The sequence below is a fragment of the Streptomyces hazeniae genome (genome assembly GCF_031845485.1).
Taxonomy (GTDB): Bacteria; Actinomycetota; Actinomycetes; order Streptomycetales; family Streptomycetaceae; genus Streptomyces; species Streptomyces hazeniae.
Window position 1 is genome coordinate 61,808 of the sequence record NZ_JAVREQ010000024.1, and the last position, 17,335, is coordinate 79,142.

The window sequence follows — 17,335 nt, forward strand, 5'->3', positions numbered from 1 at the left end:
AGGCTCGAACCGCGAGGAAGGAACAACCGGATGAGAATCCGTAACGCAGGCGGAGGCCGCGCCCGGCGCGCCGCCGCGGCCACCACCGCCGCGCTCGCCCTCTCCCTCACCGCCGCCTGTGGCGGCGGCGGTGGCGACGACACCGAGAACACCGGCGGCAGCGAGGACGTCAAGGCGACCGTCGAACTGCCGGACCTCAAGGGCGAGACCGTCCAGGTCGCCGCCGTGTGGACCGGTCCGGAGCAGAAGAACTTCGAGACCGCGCTGAAGGAGTTCGAGAAGCGCACCGGCGCCGAGGTCGAGTTCGTCCCGACCGGCGACAACGTCGCGACGTTCATCGGTTCCAAGATCGAGGGCGGCGCACCGCCGGACGTCGCGATGCTGCCGCAGGTGGGCGTCCTGAAGCAGTTCGCGGAGAAGGGCTGGCTCAAGCCGGTGGACAAGGCCACCCAGGAGCAGCTCGACGAGAACTACTCCGACGGCTGGAAGGAACTCGGCCAGGCCGACGGCAAGCAGTACGGCGCCTACTTCAAGGCCGCGAACAAGTCGCTGGTCTGGTACAACACCGCCGCCTTCGAGAACGCGGGCGCGGAGGAGCCGAAGAGCTGGCAGGACTTCCTGGACACGGCGCAGCTCGTCGCGGACTCCGGTGTCGAGCCGGTCTCCGTCGGCGGCGCCGACGGCTGGACCCTGACCGACTGGTTCGAGAACGTCTACCTCTCGCAGGCCGGCCCGGAGATGTACGACAAGCTGGCGGCCCACGAGATCAAGTGGACCGACCCCTCCGTGGAGAAGGCGCTGACCACGCTCGGCGAGCTCTTCGGTGAGGACCAGCTGCTCACCGGCGGCAAGAGCGGCGCTCTGCAGACGCCGTTCCCGGAGTCGGTCACCAAGACCTTCTCCGACCTGGAGGCCCCGCAGGCCGCCATGGTCTACGAGGGCGACTTCGTCGGCGTCACCATCGCCAACGACACCGACGCCAAGATCGGCTCCGACGCGCAGGTCTTCCCGTTCCCGGCCGTCGGCGAGGGCGACTCCCCGGTCGTGACGGCGGGCGACGCCGCGGTGGCGCTGAAGGACACCAAGGCCGCCCACGCCATGATGACCTTCCTCGCCTCCAAGGACGCCGCACGCATCATGGCCGAGCAGGGCGGCTTCCTCTCCCCGAACAAGGGCCTGGACACCGCCGCGTACCCGGACGACGTCCAGCGTGAGATCGCCCAGGCGCTCATCGACTCGGGCGACGACTTCCGTTTCGACATGTCCGACCAGGCCCCCGCGGCCTTCGGCGGCACCAAGGGCGAGGGCGAGTGGAAGGCCCTGCAGGACTTCCTGAAGAACCCCGAGGACGTCGAAGGCGCCATGCAGGCGCTGGAGAAGTCCGCCGCCAAGGCGTTCGGCAACTGACAGCAGGAGACCCTCTCTCATGTCCCAAGCATCCGCGGGTGGCTCCGGGGCTCCTGCAGTCAAGGATCCCGGAAGCCGTGGAACTGATGAACCTGACCAGTCCAGCAGTCCAGGCGGCAGCTCTGCCCGTACGGGTGCGGGCGGGCGCGTGTCGGCGATGCGCGCCCGCCCCTGGGTGGCCGTCAGCTTCCTGCTCCCGGCCTTCCTGCTGCTCGGCGCACTCGTCGTCTACCCGATCGGCTACTCGATCTGGCGCAGCTTCTTCGACGCTGCGGGCGACTCCTTCGTCGGTCTGGCCAACTACGTCGAGATCTTCTCCGATCCCGACAACCTGACCTCGGTCCAGAACACCCTGATATGGGTGGTCGTCGCACCGTCGATCGCCACCCTGCTCGGCCTGATGTTCGCCGTGCTGACCGACAGGCTCCGGTTCGCCACCGCGTTCAAGCTGATCATCTTCATGCCGATGGCGATCTCCATGCTGGCCGTCGGCATCATCTTCCGGCTCGTCTACGAGCAGGAGCCCGATCGCGGCGTCGCCAACGCCGTGTGGGTCGGTGTCCACGACACCTTCGCCGAGTCCTCCGCCTGGCCGGGCGCCCGGCCGCGTCCGAACGCCGGGCTGGAGGAGGTCAAGGGCGGCGGCTTCGTCACCGCCGACGCCGTCGGCTCGGCCGACCCGACCAACCTGCCGCTGGTCGGCGTGCCCCCGCAGGACGTGGCCCAGGCCGCGACCGCGGGGACCGCACAGCCCTCCGGCGACGAGGTCACCGGCACCGTCTGGCTGGACTTCACCCCGGGAGGCGGCGGCGAAGCCGGCGCGATCGACCCGAAGGAGAAGGCCCTCGCCGGGATCGCCGTCGAGGCGGTCAAGGACGGAGAGGTGGTCGCGACCGCGACCACCGGCGAGGACGGCACCTACGCGCTGCCGGCGGAGGCCGAGGGCGCGACCCTGCGACTGCCGGCCGCCAACTTCGCCGAACCGTACAACGGCGTCGACTGGCTCGGCCCGGCACTCGTCACCCCCGCGATCATCGGCTCCTACCTCTGGATGTGGGCCGGCTTCGCGATGGTGCTGATCGCCGCCGGACTGGCCAGCGTCCCCCGGGAGATCCTGGAGGCCGCACGCGTCGACGGCGCCAGCGAATGGCAGGTCTTCCGCAAGGTGACCGTGCCGCTGCTCGCACCGGTGCTCGGCGTCGTCCTCGTCACGCTGATGATCAACGTGATGAAGATCTTCGACCTCGTGTACATCATCGCGCCCAGCGCGGTGCAGTCCGATGCGAGCGTCCTCGCCCTCCAGCTCTACCTGGTGTCCTTCGGTGGCGGCGCCAACCAGGGCCTCGGCAGCGCCTTCGCGGTGCTCCTGCTGTTGCTCGTCCTGCCGGTGATGGTCATCAACATCCGCCGCCTGCGGAGGGAGAACCGACGATGAGTACCCCCACTCCCGCGCCGGCCGTGCCGGCCCCCGGGAAGGAGCAGGCCGCAGCCGCGGCGGGCTCCGGGACCGGACCCGCCGACGGGAAGCCCCGGCGCACCGTCGCCTCCCGGCTCACCTCGCTCACCGGCGGCACGTTCGTGCGGTTCGCCCTCGTCGTCATCGCCCTGATCTGGCTGATGCCGACGGCCGGCCTGCTGAGCTCGTCCTTCCGTGACTCGGCCGACATCGCCGATTCGGGCTGGTGGACGGTCTTCACCGACCCGGGCCAGCTGACCGGAGCGAACTACGAGGCGCTGTTCGCCAACGACGCCATCACCGGCTCGCTCGGCGTGACCATCGCGATCACCATTCCGTCGACGGTGCTGGTCATCGTCATCGGCTCGCTCGCCGGATACGCCTTCGCCTGGATGGACTTCCCCGGCCGCGACTGGTGGTTCCTGGTCGTCGTCGGCCTGCTGGTCGTCCCCATCCAGGTGGCGCTGATCCCGGTCGCGAAGCTGTTCAACGCGGTGGGACTCTTCGAGACCATCCCCGGCGTGGTGCTCTTCCACACCGCCTTCGGTCTCCCCTTCGCGGTGTTCCTGCTGCGCAACTTCTTCGCGGAGATCCCGAAGGAGCTGCTGGAGGCCGCACGGCTGGACGGTGCCGGCGAGATCCGCCTGTTCACCCGCGTCATCATGCCGCTGGGCGGACCGGCGATCGCCTCGCTGGGCATCTTCCAGTTCCTGTGGGTCTGGAACGACATGCTGGTCGCGCTGATCTTCGCGGACTCCGGTTCGCCGCCGATCACCATCGCGCTCCAGCAGCAGGTCCGGCAGTTCGGCAACAACATCGACGTACTGGCACCCGGCGCGTTCGTGTCGATGGTCATCCCGCTGGCGGTCTTCTTCGCCTTCCAGCGGCAGTTCGTCTCCGGCGTGATGGCGGGCTCGGTCAAATAGGCCCGCAGTGACAGGGGAGCCCGGGATCCTGGGGATGCCGGGTCTCCTCACCGACGCGGGGGAGGGCAGGACTGGGGAGAGTAACCTGCCCTCCGCCGTGCAGTCGGGCCGGGCACGGACGATTCGCCCGTCCTGCCCGAGCCCATCCCGCGCCGGGCGCGTTCCGTTCCGGACCCTCCTCCGGCCACGGGCGCGCCCGGCGCGGAGACGGCCGCGGTCGCCCGAGGGCACCGCGGCCGTCGCCGTCTCGCGGCACGGGGGTGTCAGGCACCGGCCGGAGCCGCGGCCCCGAACCACCGCTCCAGCGGGCCCGTCAGCTCCTCCTGCTCCTCGCCCACCCAGGCCACGTGCCCGTCCGGGCGCAACAGCACCGCGGGAACGTCCAGTTCGTCGCTCCCGTCGACCACGTGGTCCACGCGGTCCGCCCAGCCCTCCGCCGAGAGCCTGCCCGTCCGGTCGAGCAGCAGCCCCCGGCCGCCGTGCATCAGCGCGTAGAGGCGGCCCCGCTTCAGCGGCACGTCGCGCATCCGCAGCCCCAGCAGGGCGTGCCCCTCCCCGGTGTCGTAGCGGACGGCCGTCGCCGTGATCTTCTCGATCAGATGCCGGTTCACCTCCTCGAAGTCCATCAGCTCCGACACCAGCCGGCGTACCGACTGCGGCCCCGGCTCGGTGGACATCAGCACCATCTGTGCGCGGGTGTTGTCCAGCACGTCGGCGGCCACCGGGCGCCGTTCAGTCTCGTAGCTCTCCAGCAGCCCCTCCGGCGCCGTGCCGCGGACCTCGGCCGCCAGCTTCCAGCCGAGGTTGAAGGCGTCCTGCACGCCCAGGTTCAGTCCCTGCCCGCCGACCGGCGGGTGAATGTGCGCCGCGTCGCCGGCCAGCAGCACCCGGCCGCTCCGGTACCGCTCGGCCAGCCGCGTGGCGTCACCGAAACGGGACAGCCAGCGGGGCGAGTGCACGCCGAAGTCGGTGCCGCAGACCGCCCGCAGCCGGCACCGGAACTCCTCCAGGGTGGGCGCGACCGCACGGTCCTCGGCCACCCCCTCGGCGGGCACGACGATCCGGCACACCCCGTCGCCGACGGGTCCGACGCCGAACCGCAGCTCGGTCCTGCGCACCTCCGCCGTCACGGCGGCCATCGTCTCCGGCGCGGCGGTCGCCTCCATCTCGCCCAGCAGCGTCTCGGTACGGCTGGGCTCGCCGGGGAAGCCGACGCCGAGCAGCCTCCGCACGGTGCTGCGGCCGCCGTCGCAGCCGACGACCCAGCGCGCCCGCAGCCGCGCACCGTCGGCGAGCTCGACGGTCACCCCCTGCTCGTCCTGCTCCAGCCCGACCACGTCGCAGCCGCGCCGGATGCCGGCGCCCAGCTCGGCGGCACGCTCGGCGAGCAGCCGGTCGGTGACCGGTTGCGGGATGCCCAGCACGTAGCCGTGGGCGGTGTCCAGCCCTTCGGGTGCGGGCTTGGCGATGGCGGCGAAGAACCCGCCCAGCGGATGCTTACGCCCCTCCGCGAGGAACCGCTCCAGCAGGCCGCGCTGGTCCATCACCTCGATGCTGCGCACGTGCAGCCCGAGCGAGCGGACGAACGCGGGAGGCTCCGCCTCCTTCTCCAGCACCAGTGTGCGCACACCCCACAGCCGCAGCTCGGCGGCCAGCATCATGCCGGTCGGCCCGCCGCCCACCACGATCACGTCAGTCGTCATACGGTCCCCGTCTTCCCTGGTTACGGCTTCGGCCGGTGATTGTGCGGCACGACGGGGGCCTTGCCGCAAGGCCCCCCATGCGCTATACCTTGAGAGTGGCAAGGAGTCTCCGACCTCCTTGCCTTTCGTTCTTCCCGGGCCGGGGCGCCCCTCGCGAGGCCCCCGGGAGCGGGCCGCGGCCGGCCTTCCCCATGCGCACGTCTCACCCGTACGGATCGCGTACGGTGACCGTCCCGGGCCGTCACCGGTTGGGCATCGTGGCAGAAGTCTCGCCCCGATGAACGGACGTGCATCCCGATGAGCCCGCGCCTCAGCGTCGTCGTCCCCCTCCCCACCACCGACGCCGTCCTGCTGCCGTGTCTGCGGTCGCTGGCGGCCCAGACGGCGGCGGACCTGGAGGTCGTCCTCGTGGACGACGGTCCGCAGGATGCGCCGGTGGCGGCCGCGGCGCGCGCGTTCGCCGCCGGGGACGGGAGGTTCCGCGTCGTGCGGGAGGCCGACCGCCCGCCGGGAGGCCCGGGCCGCACCGGCCGGGCCCGCAACGCGGGCCTGCGGCACACCGGCGCCAAGATCCCCTACCTCGCGTTCCTCGAACCCGAGGACACCCTGCCGCCCACCGCGTACGAGCGGCTGCTCGGGACACTGGAGGACACCGGTTCCGACTTCGCCACCGGCAACGCCGTACGGCTCGGCGCGGACGGACGGCCCGGCCGGACACCGCTGCTGGGCAGGCCGCTGGACCGCGACCGGCCCGCCACGCACGTGACCCGGCACCGCAATCTGGCCCGGGACAGGATGGCCGGAACGAAGGTCTTCCGTCGCGCCTTCTGGGAGCGCCACGCGCTGTCCTGGCCGGAGGAGGCGGGCCAGACCGACCTGCGTCTGGTGGTACCGGCGCACTTCCTCGCCACCGCCGTGGACGTGGTGGGCGAGCCGGTGCTGCACCGCCGGGACTCCGGCGCGGACCGTCCGGAGCCCGGCGCGCCGGTGGCCGGCGCGCCGCGCGCCCGGGGGGCGAGCGCGGGCGCGGAGCTGCGTGAACTGGTCAGGGCCCTGGACGCGGTGAGCCGGTTCGTGCACGGCCGGCCCTCCGACCGCCGCCACCGCGGCGAGGACGAGCGCCACTTCGACACCGGCGTGCTCACCGTCGACCTCGCACCGTACCTGGCCGCGTTCCCGGAGGCGGACGAGGGCTTCCAGGCCGAGTTCGCGGCCCTCGCCCGGGACTTCCTCACCCGCGTCGACCCCGCCGTGGTCGCCGCGCTGCCGCTGGCGTCGCGCATCAAGTGGCACCTGGTCCGCGAGGGGCGCACCGACGACCTGCTCGCCGCCCTCGCCTTCGAGCGGGACAACCCCCACGTCTTCCATGTCATCGGTCGCGGGCCGCGCCGCGCGGCGGCGTACCTGCGACCGGACGGCAGCCCCATCGAGGTGCCCCACCGGATCGGCCGGGTCCGCTCCGCCGAGCAGCCCCTGCACGCCCGGCTGCGGGAGGCCCGCTGGCAGCCGGACGGGACGCTGCTGCTGCGCGGCTACGGCTACGTGCGGTCCGCGGAAGCCGACCGCCCGCAGCGTTCCCGCAAGTTCGGCTGGCTGCGCCAGGGCGGTGGCAGCCGACGGCGCCTGCCGTTGCGGGTGCGGACCGTCCCGGCCCCCGAAGCCACCCGCAACTCCCGGCAGCGCACGTACTCCTACGACGCGTCCGGCTTCGAGATCACGGTGGACCCCGAGCGGCTGCTGACCGCGCTGCGCGGCGACCGGCGCAGCGCGAGCTGGACGGTGTGCCTGGGCGTGGTGACCGGCGGGCTGGTGCGCGGCGGCGGCGTCAAGGCCGGCAGCGAGGGGTCGGGCGCGCAGCCGCCGGTGCGCGAACTGCCCGGCGACCGCCGGGTGTCGGCGAGCTTCGCCGGCGGAAGGCTGCGGCTGACGGTGGAGGAGACCACCGCGCGGCTCACCGGGCAGCGGATCGCGGACGGCGTCTGGCACGCGACCCTCGCGGTGCGGAAACCGCACCGGCCGGTGGCGCTGCGGATGGCACACCAGCAGTCGGGTACGGAGGTCGAACTGCCCGTCCGGCCGGACACGTCCGCCGCGCCGGCCGACGACGGCTGGACGCCGTACGCCGTGTCGGTCGCGACGGCCGAACTCACCTCCGCCCTCGCGACCGCACGGGCCGCGGAGGGCGAGGAGGGGGAGGAGGGCGAGGAGGAGGAGAACGGCGCCGGACCCGACTCGGCCGAGGGCGCCGCTCGGCAGCGCGGCACCGACCGCTGGCGGCCGGCCCTTTCCCTCGCGGACGAGACCACCTGCCGGATCGTCGTCCCCTCCGGGGAACAGCCCGCGGGCACACCGCTGCGGGCGCCCCTGGCGGCACCCGGGGAGCACGCGCTGCGCGAGCTGTACGCCGGTCCCGACGCGCAGGGTCTGCTGGCCCTGACCGACCGCCCGGTGCATCCGGTGGCGGACCGGGTGTCCTGGAGCCCGGACGGCGAACTGGCCGTCGAGGGCGTGCTTCCGGAGGCCGTCGGGGCGGAGCTGGAGGTGGTGTGGCAGCACAGCGGCCACCGTCAGGAGGTGACCGCGCCGCTGGAGAGGTCGGGCGAACGCTTCCGCACCGCGCTGCGTCCGGCAGGCGCCGCGCCCGGCGAGCTGCCGCTGCGGCAGGGCCGCTGGTTCCCGTTCCTGCGGGCGGTCGGCGCGGAGACGCGGCACGACGACCTGCCGGTGCGGCTGTACCCCGCGGCGCTGGACACGCTGCCGCTGACGCACGGCGGCAGCGGGCCGGGCGGACGCGCGTTCACCGCCGAACGCCGCTACCACGACCGGCTGTTCCTCGCCTCCGGCTCCGACCTCGCCGAGACCGAGCGCGGCGCGTACGGGCAGCACCGGCTCAGCACGCTCCACTATCCGGTCGCGCGGAGGCAGCCGCTGCGGGACGCGGTGCTGTACCACAGCTTCGACGGCCGTCAGTACTCCGACTCCCCGCGCGCGGTGCACGAGGAGGTGCTGCGGCGCGGCACGGACGTGGAGCACCTGTGGGTGGTGCGCGACGGGCAGGCGCTGGTGCCGTCCGGTGCGGAGGCGGTGGTGATGGGCAGCGCCCGGTGGCACGAGGCGCTGGCGCGCAGCCGGTGGCTGATCGGCAACACCCACTTCCCCCGCTGGTTCGCCCGGCGTGACGGCCAGACCGCGGTGCAGACCTGGCACGGGACGCCGTTGAAGCGCATCGGTCTGGATCTGGCGGACACCGACTTCGCCAACCGCTCCTATCTGGAGAGCCTGCCCGCCCGTGCCGCGGAGTGGAGCGTGCTGCTCTCCCCCAACCGCTTCAGCACCCCGATCCTGCGCCGTGCGTTCGGCTACGAGGGTGAGGTGCTGGAATCCGGCTACCCGCGCAACGACCTGCTGTACGCGGAGGACCGGGAGAAGCGCGCGGAGGAGGTGCGGCGCCGGCTGGACATCCCCCTCGACACCCGCGTGGTGCTGTACGCGCCCACCTGGCGGGACGACAACCGGTACGACCGGGCGAACTGCCGCTTCGACCTGCGGCTGGACCTCGCCGCCGCGCGGGCCGCGCTCGGCGCGGACCACCTGCTGCTGGTGCGCAAGCACTACCTGGTCGCCGACAGCGTCCCCGGCACCGCCGACGGCTTCGTGCGGGACGTCTCCGCGCACCCGGACCTGGCAGAACTGCTGCTCGTCGCGGACGTGCTGGTCACCGACTACTCGTCGGTGATGTTCGACTTCGCGCACACCGGGCGGCCGATGCTCTTCCACACCTACGACCTCGACCACTACCGGGACGTGCTGCGCGGCTTCTACTTCGACTTCGAGCAGCGGGCGCCGGGGCCGCTGCTGTCGTCCTCGGACGAGGTGATCGAGGCGCTGCGCGAGGTGGACGCGGTGGCGGACGTGCACCGGGACGCGTACGCGGACTTCCGCCGGGCGTTCTGCGACCTGGACGACGGCACGGCGGCGGCCCGGGTCGTGGACCGCATGTTCGACTGAGGGGGCGGCGCTCGGGCCGCACCCTTCAGACGACCGGGGCCGCGGGCCGCCCGGCGGAGGACGCGTCGTCGTGGTGCACGGCGCGCGGCGGCCGCCGGGCGGCGACCGGCACCACGGGCGGGAGTGCGTCGGCGTCCTGGCCCAGGAACACCCGGCGCACCACGCGTTCGGCCGCCCGCCCGTCGTCCCAGGGGCAGAAGCGCTCCCGGAACGCCGCCCGCAGCCGGGCGGCGTCCTCGCCGCGCCAGGCGCCGGAGGTGACGGCGGCGATCAGCTCCCCCTCGGTGCGCGCCACCGTCCCCGGGGTCTCGCCCGGCCGGCCGGAGAGAAGGTCGAAGTAGACGCCGCGGGCCGCCTGGTACGCCTCCCAGTCCGGGGCGTAGGTGAGGATCGGCCGGTCCAGGTTGGCGTAGTCGAACATCACCGACGAGTAGTCGGTGATCAGCCCGTCGGAGGCCAGGCACAGTTCCTCGACGCTGTCGTGCGCGGACACGTCCAGCAGCAGGCCCTGCCGCTCCAGGTCCTCCAGGCGCGGGTCCTGGCCGTAGAAGTAGTGCGTGCGCACCATCAGCACGTAGCCGTCGCCGAGTTCCTGCGCGATGCGCACCAGGTCGAGCTCGGGGACGAAGCTCTTGCGGTAGTCGCGCATGGTGGGCGCGTACAGCAGGGCGACCCGGTCGCGGGGGACGCCGAGACGTTCGCGGATCGCGAGGACGTCGTCGTCGGTGGCGGTGGAGAAGACGTCGTTGCGCGGGTAGCCGGTCTCCAGGTGCTCGTACGGGCACGGGTAGACGCGGTCCCACATCTCGGTGGAGTGCGGGTTGGCCGAGATGCTGTAGTCCCAGCGGCCCGCCCGGTGCAGCAGGCGGCGGAAGCTCATCCCGGCCGCCGCCGCGGGGAACGGCTGCTGGTCCAGGCCCATCCGCTTCAGTGGCGTGCCGTGGTGGGTCTGGAGGTGGACCTGGCCCTCCCGCTTGACCACGTAGTCGGGAAAGTTGACGTTGTTGACGAGGTACGTGGCGCGGGCGATGACCTGCCAGTAGCGGACGCTGCGCGGCAGTACGTAGTCGACGCCGGGCGGCAGCGACTCGACGGCCTCCCGGCGCACCACCCACACGCTGCGCACGTGCGGCGCCAGCTCGCGGACCTTCGCCTCGACCGCGGCCGGATTGCAGCGCATCCCGCGGTCCCAGTAGGCGCTGTAGACGGCGAGGTGCTCGTCGAGCGGCAGCCGGCGCTGCATCCGGTACAGCGCCCGGTAGGCGACCTTCCCGGCGGTGCGCCGGGAGCGCCGCACCCCGGACGTGCCGCGGCGGTGCATCTCGCGGGCGGCGTCCACGGAGGCGAAGAGCGGGAAGCGTCCGGAGGCGACGGCGCGGTGCGCCAGCCCGGAACGGCCGGACGGTGGGTGGTAGTCCTGCGGGCGGTAGCGGCGGTGGAAGGCGGCGGCGACGCCGAAGTACTCGCGGCGGTCGGCGGGCCGTACCCGGTCGGGGCGCCCGAGGCAGAACACGAAGTGGTTGATCATGCGCTCGAAGATCACCGGGCGCAGCGGGTCCAGGTGCGGGCGCTCGTCGAGGAAGGCGAACAGCGAGGCGTACTGCGGGAAGATGTCGAAGTGCTTGCGGCCCGGGGAGCGGGTGATGGCGCCCTGGTAGCGCTGCCGGTAGTCCACGCAGGCACGGGCCAGGCAGCCGACCCGTTCCGCGGTGATCATCGCCTCGTACGCCAGCGGGGCGTCCTCGTACAGGCCGGGCAGGAACGCCAGGCCGCCTGCCCGGTAGAACGCGCGCCGGTAGGCCTTGTTCCAGGCGACGGCGAAGAGCTCCAGCAGCGCGGGCTCCTCGAACACGCTCGCGGTGCGGTCGCCGACGGAGGCGAGCACCTCGCCGAACTGGCTGGGACGGACCACGTTCCACCAGTACGAGCGCACGTGGTCGAAGACCAGCACGTCCGGGTCGCCGCAGGCGTCGAGCCGCCGGGCGATGGCCTCCAGGGCGCCGTCCAGGTAGCTGTCGTCGCTGTCGAGGAAGAGCAGGTAGTCGCCGGTCGCGCGCTCGACGCCCGCATTCCGGGCGCGGCCGAGCCCGACGTTCTCCGGCAGGTGCAGCACGGTGACCCGGCCGTCCCGTGCGGCGTACTCGTCCAGGATGCGGCCGCTGCCGTCCGGCGAGCAGTCGTCGACCGCGATGACCTCCAGGTCGGTGAAGGACTGGCGCAGGATCGAGTCCAGGCACTCGCGGAGGTAGCCCTGAACCTTGAAGACCGGTACGACGATGCTGAGACGTGGCATGAGCTCCCGAATCCCCGACTCGACTCGTTCGAACACGTACGCGACGGATGAGGCGGCTGCTGCGCGCGGCGGCGGATGGGTTCCGTCGACCACGTGCCAGAAATCGTCGCACAATATGCCCGCTTTCGTACTCCGGTGGGGCACTCGGGGGAATCCGGACGGAGACGCGGACGGGGATACGCCCCGGGACGCGGACGGGAACGGCGACGGCCCGCCTCCCGCAGTGCGGGAGACGGGCCGTGCGCGGACCTCGGGTGCGCTACGCGACCGTCAGCGGTTGCTGCGCAGCAGCGTGCGCATGGTCCGCATGGCCACCGACAGGTTCGCCAGGTCGAAGGACTCCGAGGCGTGGATCTCCTCCAGCGTCGCCCGGGCGCGGTGCAGGATGGCGGAGTTCTTCTCCTCCCAGGCCGTGAAGCGCTGCCCGGCGCCCGCCGTCTCGTCCGTGGACGCCAGCACGTCCGCCGTCAGCAGCTGGTGGGCCGCGTACAGGTCCTCGCGGATCGCCGCGCGGGCCATGGACTGCCAGCGGTCGGAACGCGGCAGCTCGCCGACCCGCTCCTGGAGCTGGGTGATGGCCAGCCGGTCGGCCAGGTCGTAGTACACCTCGGCGACGTCCAGCAGGCCGTTCCCGGTGCGCTCGGCGACCGCGACGACGTCCAGCGCGGGGAACGCCGCCGAGAAGCCGGCCACCTTCCGCGCCAGGTCCTCCGGCACGCCCGCACCGGCCAGCTCGTCGTGCACCTTGCGGTGCCACTCCAGGTCGTCGCCCTGGAGCAGCTTGGGCAGTTCGGCCCACACGGTGGCCACCCGCTCGCCGAACAGCTCGATCGTCTCGGTGAGCTGGAGCGGCTGCGGCCGGTTGTTGAGCAGCCAGCGCGTGGCGCGCTCCACCAGCCGCCGCGAGTGCAGCCGGATGCGGGTCTGGATGTCCGCCGACACCTTGTTGTCCAGCGACTCGACCTCGTCCCAGATGGCGCCCAGGCCGAAGACCGCGCGGGCCGCGGTGTGCGCCCGGACGATCTCCTCCGTGGACGCCCCGGTCTCCTCCTTCAAGCGGTGCACGAACGAGGAGCCGCCGGTGTTGATCGCGTCGTTGACCAGCAGCGTCGTGATGATCTCGCGGCGCAGCGCGTGCTCGTGGATCTCCTGCTCGAACCGCTCGCACAGCGCCTTCGGGAAGTACGCCAGGGCGAGCTGCTGGAGGTACGCGTCGTCGGGCAGGTCGCTGGCCAGCAGGTCCTCGGTGACGACGATCTTGGTGTAGGCGAGCATCACGGCCAGTTCGGGCTGGGTGAGCCCGAGGCCGCTGTTCAGCCGCTCCCGGATCTGCTTGTCACTCGGCAGGAACTCCAGCTGGCGGTCGAGCTTGCCCTCCTTCGTCAGCCGTCGCATGTGCCGCTGGTGGGCGTGGAGCAGGCTGGAAGCCTGCTCCAGGGAGTTGGCCAGGGCGGCGTTCTGCGCGTAGTTGTTGCGCAGCACCAGCGCGCCGACCTCGTCCTCCATCTCCGCGAGCAGCGCGTTGCGCTGCTTGACGGTCATGTCGCCGGCCGTGACCACCGCGTTCAGCAGGATCTTGATGTTCACCTCGTGGTCCGAGGTGTCCACGCCCGCGCTGTTGTCGATCGCGTCGGTGTTGATGCGGCCGCCGTGGTGCGCGTACTCGATGCGGCCGAGCTGGGTCAGGCCCAGGTTGCCGCCCTCGCCGACGACCTTCACCCGCAGGTCCTGGCCGTCCACCCGGATGGCGTCGTTCGCCTTGTCCCCGACGTCCGCGTTCGACTCGGTGGACGCCTTCACGTACGTGCCGATGCCGCCGTTCCACAGCAGGTCGACCGGGGCGGACAGGATGGCCCGCATCAGGTCGGCCGGCGTCATCTTGCTGACGCCGGACTCGATGCCCAGCGCCTTGCGCACCTGCGGGGTGATCGGCACCGACTTGGCGCTGCGCGGGTGGACGCCGCCGCCCGCCGAGATCAGCGAGGTGTCGTAGTCCTCCCACGAGGAACGCGGCAGGTCGAAGACGCGCCTCCGCTCGGCGTACGAGGTCGCGGCGTCCGGGTCCGGGTCGAGGAAGATGTGCCGGTGGTCGAACGCGGCCACCAGCCGGATGTGCTCCGACAGCAGCATGCCGTTGCCGAACACGTCGCCGCTCATGTCGCCGATGCCGACGACGGTGAAGTCCTGCGTCTGGGTGTCGTGGCCCAGCTCCCGGAAGTGGCGCTTCACCGACTCCCAGGCGCCCTTGGCGGTGATGCCCATGCCCTTGTGGTCGTAGCCCGCGCTGCCGCCGGAGGCGAACGCGTCGCCCAGCCAGAAGCCGTACGCCGTCGCCACCTCGTTGGCGATGTCGGAGAACTTCGCGGTGCCCTTGTCCGCCGCGACGACCAGGTAGGTGTCGTCCTCGTCGTGCCGCACCACGTCCGTCGGCGGCTCGACCTCGCCGGCCACCAGGTTGTCGGTGATGTCCAGCAGACCGGAGATGAAGGTCCGGTAGCAGGCGACGCCCTCCGCCTGCCAGGCGTCCCGGTCCACCGCGGGGTCGGGCAGCTGCTTGCCGACGAAGCCGCCCTTGGCGCCCACCGGCACGATGACGGTGTTCTTGACCTCCTGCGCCTTCACCAGACCCAGGATCTCGGTCCGGAAGTCCTCCCGGCGGTCGGACCAGCGCAGACCGCCGCGCGCGACCTTGCCGAACCGCAGGTGCACGCCCTCCACGCGCGGCGAGTACACCCAGATCTCGTACGCCGGACGCGGCGCCGGAAGATCGGGGATCTGCTGCGGGTCGAGCTTCATCGACACGTACGAGTGCGGCTCGCCGTAGGTGTCGCGCTGGAAGTAGTTGGTGCGCAGCGTGGCCTTGATGACGGTGAGGAACGAGCGCAGGATGCGGTCCTCGTCCAGGCTGGCGACCTCGTCCAGCGCGGCGTCCAGCTCCTCCAGCATCGCGTCGGTCAGCTCGTGCCCGGCCCGCGCCCGCTCCGGCGACATCCGCGCCTCGAACAGGTTCACCAGCAGCCGGGTGGTGTGGACGTTGTGCCGGAGGGTGTCCTCCATGTAGTCCTGGCTGAAGGTCGCGCCGGCCTGCCGCAGGTACTTCGCGTAGGCGCGCAGCACCATCGCCTGCCGCCAGGTCAGCCCCGCGGTGAACACCAGCGTGTTGAAGCCGTCGTTCTCCGCACGGCCCGTCCACACCGCGCTGAACGCCTCCTGGAAGCGCTCGCGGGCGTCGTCGCCGAAGGACTTCATCTGCGACGCGGGCATCCGCAGCCCGAAGTCGTAGATCCACGCGCGACTGCGGTCGGAGGCCTTCAGCTCGTACGGCCGCTCGTCGACCACCTCGACGCCCAGCGCGTGGAGCACCGGCAGCACCGCCGACAGCGACACCGGCTCGCCGGTGCGGTAGATCTTGAAGCGGCGCTCGCCGATCGCGGCGCCCACCGGCTCGTACAGGCTGAGCGCGAAGTCCGGACGCTCCACGTCCGAGCCGCGCTCCTCGCCACCGCCGCCGCGCAGCTTCTGGATGTGCTGGAGGTCGGCGACCGCGGCGCGGGGCGGGAAGTCGGCCTTGTAGCCCTCCGGGAAGGCGTTGGCGTACCGGTGCGCCAGCTCGGCGGCCTGCTCCTCGCCGCATTCGGAGACCAGCGCCTCGGTGAAGCCGTCCGCCCACGACCGGGCGGCCTCGGCCAGCCGGGTCTCGATGCGGTCCGTCTCCTCGTCGGTCAGCTCGGTCAGCGCGCTGCCGGGCTTCACCCGGATGACGAAGTGCAGCCGGGAGAGGATCGACTCGGTGTTCCACGCCGTGAAGTCGACGCTGGTGCCGCCCAGCTCCTCCGTCAGGATGTCGATCAGCCGCAGCCGCACGGCCGTGGTGTAGCGGTCGCGCGGCAGGTACACCAGCGCCGAGTAGTACCGGCCGTACTCGTCCTGGCGCAGGTAGAGCCGCAGCCGCCTGCGCTCCTGGAGGTAGAGCACCGAGGTGACGATCGCGCGCAGCTCGTCGACCGGCGTCTGGAACAGCTCGTCGCGCGGGTACGTCTCCAGGATCTGGAGCAGGTCCCGGCCGTCGTGGCTGTCCGGGGTGAAGCCCGCCGTCGACAGGACCTCGGCCACCTTGCGGCGGATCACCGGCACGCGGCGCACCGACTCGGTGTAGGCCGCCGAGCTGAACAGGCCCAGGAAGCGGCGCTCGCCCACCACGTTGCCGTCGGCGTCGAACTTCTTCACGCCGACGTAGTCGAGGTAGGAGCGGCGGTGCACGGTGGCACGGCTGTTGGCCTTGGTGAGAATCAGCAGGTTGTGCTCGAGCGCTCTGGCGCGGGCGTCCGACGGCAGCCGGTTGAACGACGGCGACACCGGGTGGCCCTCGTCGTCCACGTGCCGCGGGTCGGAGCGGAGCACGCCCAGGCCGGTGCCCGCCTTGGCGGCCAGCAGCAGTGTTCCCTCGCCGTCCGCGCCGTCGCCCTCGGTCTCCAGCTCGTACTCGCGGTAGCCGAGGAAGGTGAAGTGGTCGTCGGCCAGCCAGCGCAGCAGCTCGCGGGCCTCCTCCAGCTCGCCCTCGCGCAGGTCGTCCGGGGTCGCCTCGTCCGTCAGCTCGTCCGCGATGCGCAGGGCGGCGTCGCGCATCTTCGTCCAGTCCTCGACGGCCTCGCGGACGTCCGACAGGACGCTCAGCAGGCTCTCGCGGATCTCCTGGAGGTCCTCACGGTCCGTCTCGCGGTCGATCTCGACGTGGATCCACGACTCACTCACCGCGTCGTCCGGCAGCTCCTCCGGGCGGTGCGTGGACGCGGCGGGCGAGAACGGGTCGCGGCCCGCGTCCAGCACCTCCAGCAGCGCACCGGTGACGTCGCGGCGGACGATCATCTGCGGGTGCACGACGACGTGGATGCCGCGGCCCTCGCGGGACAGCTCGTTGGTGACGGAGTCGACGAGGAAGGGCATGTCGTCGGTGACCACCTCGACGACCGTGTGCGTGCAGGCCCAGCCGTTCTCGTCCACGGAGGGGGTGTAGACCCGCACGTTCGCCGTGCCCTGCGGACGGTCCTGCGCCAGGGTGTGGTGGGCGAGAGCTGCACCGAGGATGTCGACCGGGTCCCGGTCGGTCAGGTCCTCCGGGGCGGTGTGCAGGTAGTAGCGCTGGAGATACGCGCCGAGGGAGTGCGGCTGGAGACCCTTGGTCTTCTGGCCTCCCAGCGGGCTCTGCTCGGCTACTCGAACCGCCTCGGCGAGCCGCTCGGCCTTGGCTTCGTCCAGCTTGGTCTGCATGTCCTCTGACTCCTGTCGCGCGCCGTTGCGTGACGTCGGTGTGGTGTGGGCACGACGACGTCACACACAGCACGGAGTGTCCGCAGAAGTGAGACGTCATGCCGGATGCGGTGACCAGCGGCGACGGCCCCGGAGCGGTGTCCCCCGGGGCGCGGGGCGAGGGCGTCGGCGCCCTCCGCGTGTATCGCGCTGGTCACGCGCACCAACGTACCCCCTCGGATGCGGTGGCCGATTGGTACGGCGTACAAAAATCCCTCCGGGAAACCTGCCGATA

At 72.0% G+C, this 17,335-nt stretch carries 7 protein-coding genes; 4 read left to right on the forward strand and 3 right to left on the reverse strand.

Annotated features, from left to right (window positions below):
• Positions 1-30 precede the first annotated feature (30 nt).
• Genes RM572_RS23055 through RM572_RS23065 form a run of 3 tightly spaced genes read left to right on the forward strand, consistent with a single transcriptional unit; the run spans position 31 to position 3,789 of the window.
• A complete protein-coding gene (locus RM572_RS23055; protein ID WP_311675328.1) occupies positions 31-1,407 on the forward strand; it encodes an ABC transporter substrate-binding protein in 1,377 nt (458 codons plus the stop codon).
• Between the two features lie 19 nt (positions 1,408-1,426).
• Positions 1,427-2,842, forward strand: coding sequence for a carbohydrate ABC transporter permease (locus tag RM572_RS23060; RefSeq protein WP_394813686.1), 1,416 nt, complete (start codon positions 1,427-1,429; stop codon positions 2,840-2,842).
• On the forward strand, positions 2,839-3,789 hold the full coding sequence (locus RM572_RS23065; protein WP_311675329.1) for a carbohydrate ABC transporter permease: 951 nt from the start codon (positions 2,839-2,841) through the stop codon (positions 3,787-3,789). The genes RM572_RS23060 and RM572_RS23065 overlap by 4 nt, the downstream gene beginning before the upstream one ends.
• A gap of 263 nt (positions 3,790-4,052) precedes the next feature.
• On the opposite strand, the gene rox is transcribed toward RM572_RS23065, so the two are convergent.
• On the reverse strand, positions 4,053-5,492 hold the full coding sequence (rox, locus tag RM572_RS23070; protein ID WP_311675330.1) for a rifampin monooxygenase: 1,440 nt from the start codon (positions 5,490-5,492) through the stop codon (positions 4,053-4,055).
• Between the two features lie 297 nt (positions 5,493-5,789).
• Here rox and RM572_RS23075 point away from each other — a divergent pair, with 297 nt between their 5' ends.
• Positions 5,790-9,500 (forward strand): bifunctional glycosyltransferase/CDP-glycerol:glycerophosphate glycerophosphotransferase, encoded by a 3,711-nt coding sequence (locus tag RM572_RS23075; protein ID WP_311675331.1) that lies wholly within the window; start codon positions 5,790-5,792, stop codon positions 9,498-9,500.
• Positions 9,501-9,525: 25 nt separating this feature from the next.
• Here RM572_RS23075 and RM572_RS23080 read toward each other — a convergent pair whose 3' ends face one another.
• Both RM572_RS23080 and RM572_RS23085 read right to left on the reverse strand, forming a co-directional pair.
• Positions 9,526-11,793, reverse strand: a complete 2,268-nt coding sequence (locus tag RM572_RS23080; protein ID WP_311675332.1) for a bifunctional glycosyltransferase/CDP-glycerol:glycerophosphate glycerophosphotransferase — start codon at positions 11,791-11,793, stop codon at positions 9,526-9,528.
• A gap of 270 nt (positions 11,794-12,063) precedes the next feature.
• Positions 12,064-17,061 (reverse strand): NAD-glutamate dehydrogenase, encoded by a 4,998-nt coding sequence (locus RM572_RS23085; protein ID WP_311675333.1) that lies wholly within the window; start codon positions 17,059-17,061, stop codon positions 12,064-12,066.
• Positions 17,062-17,335 lie beyond the last annotated feature (274 nt).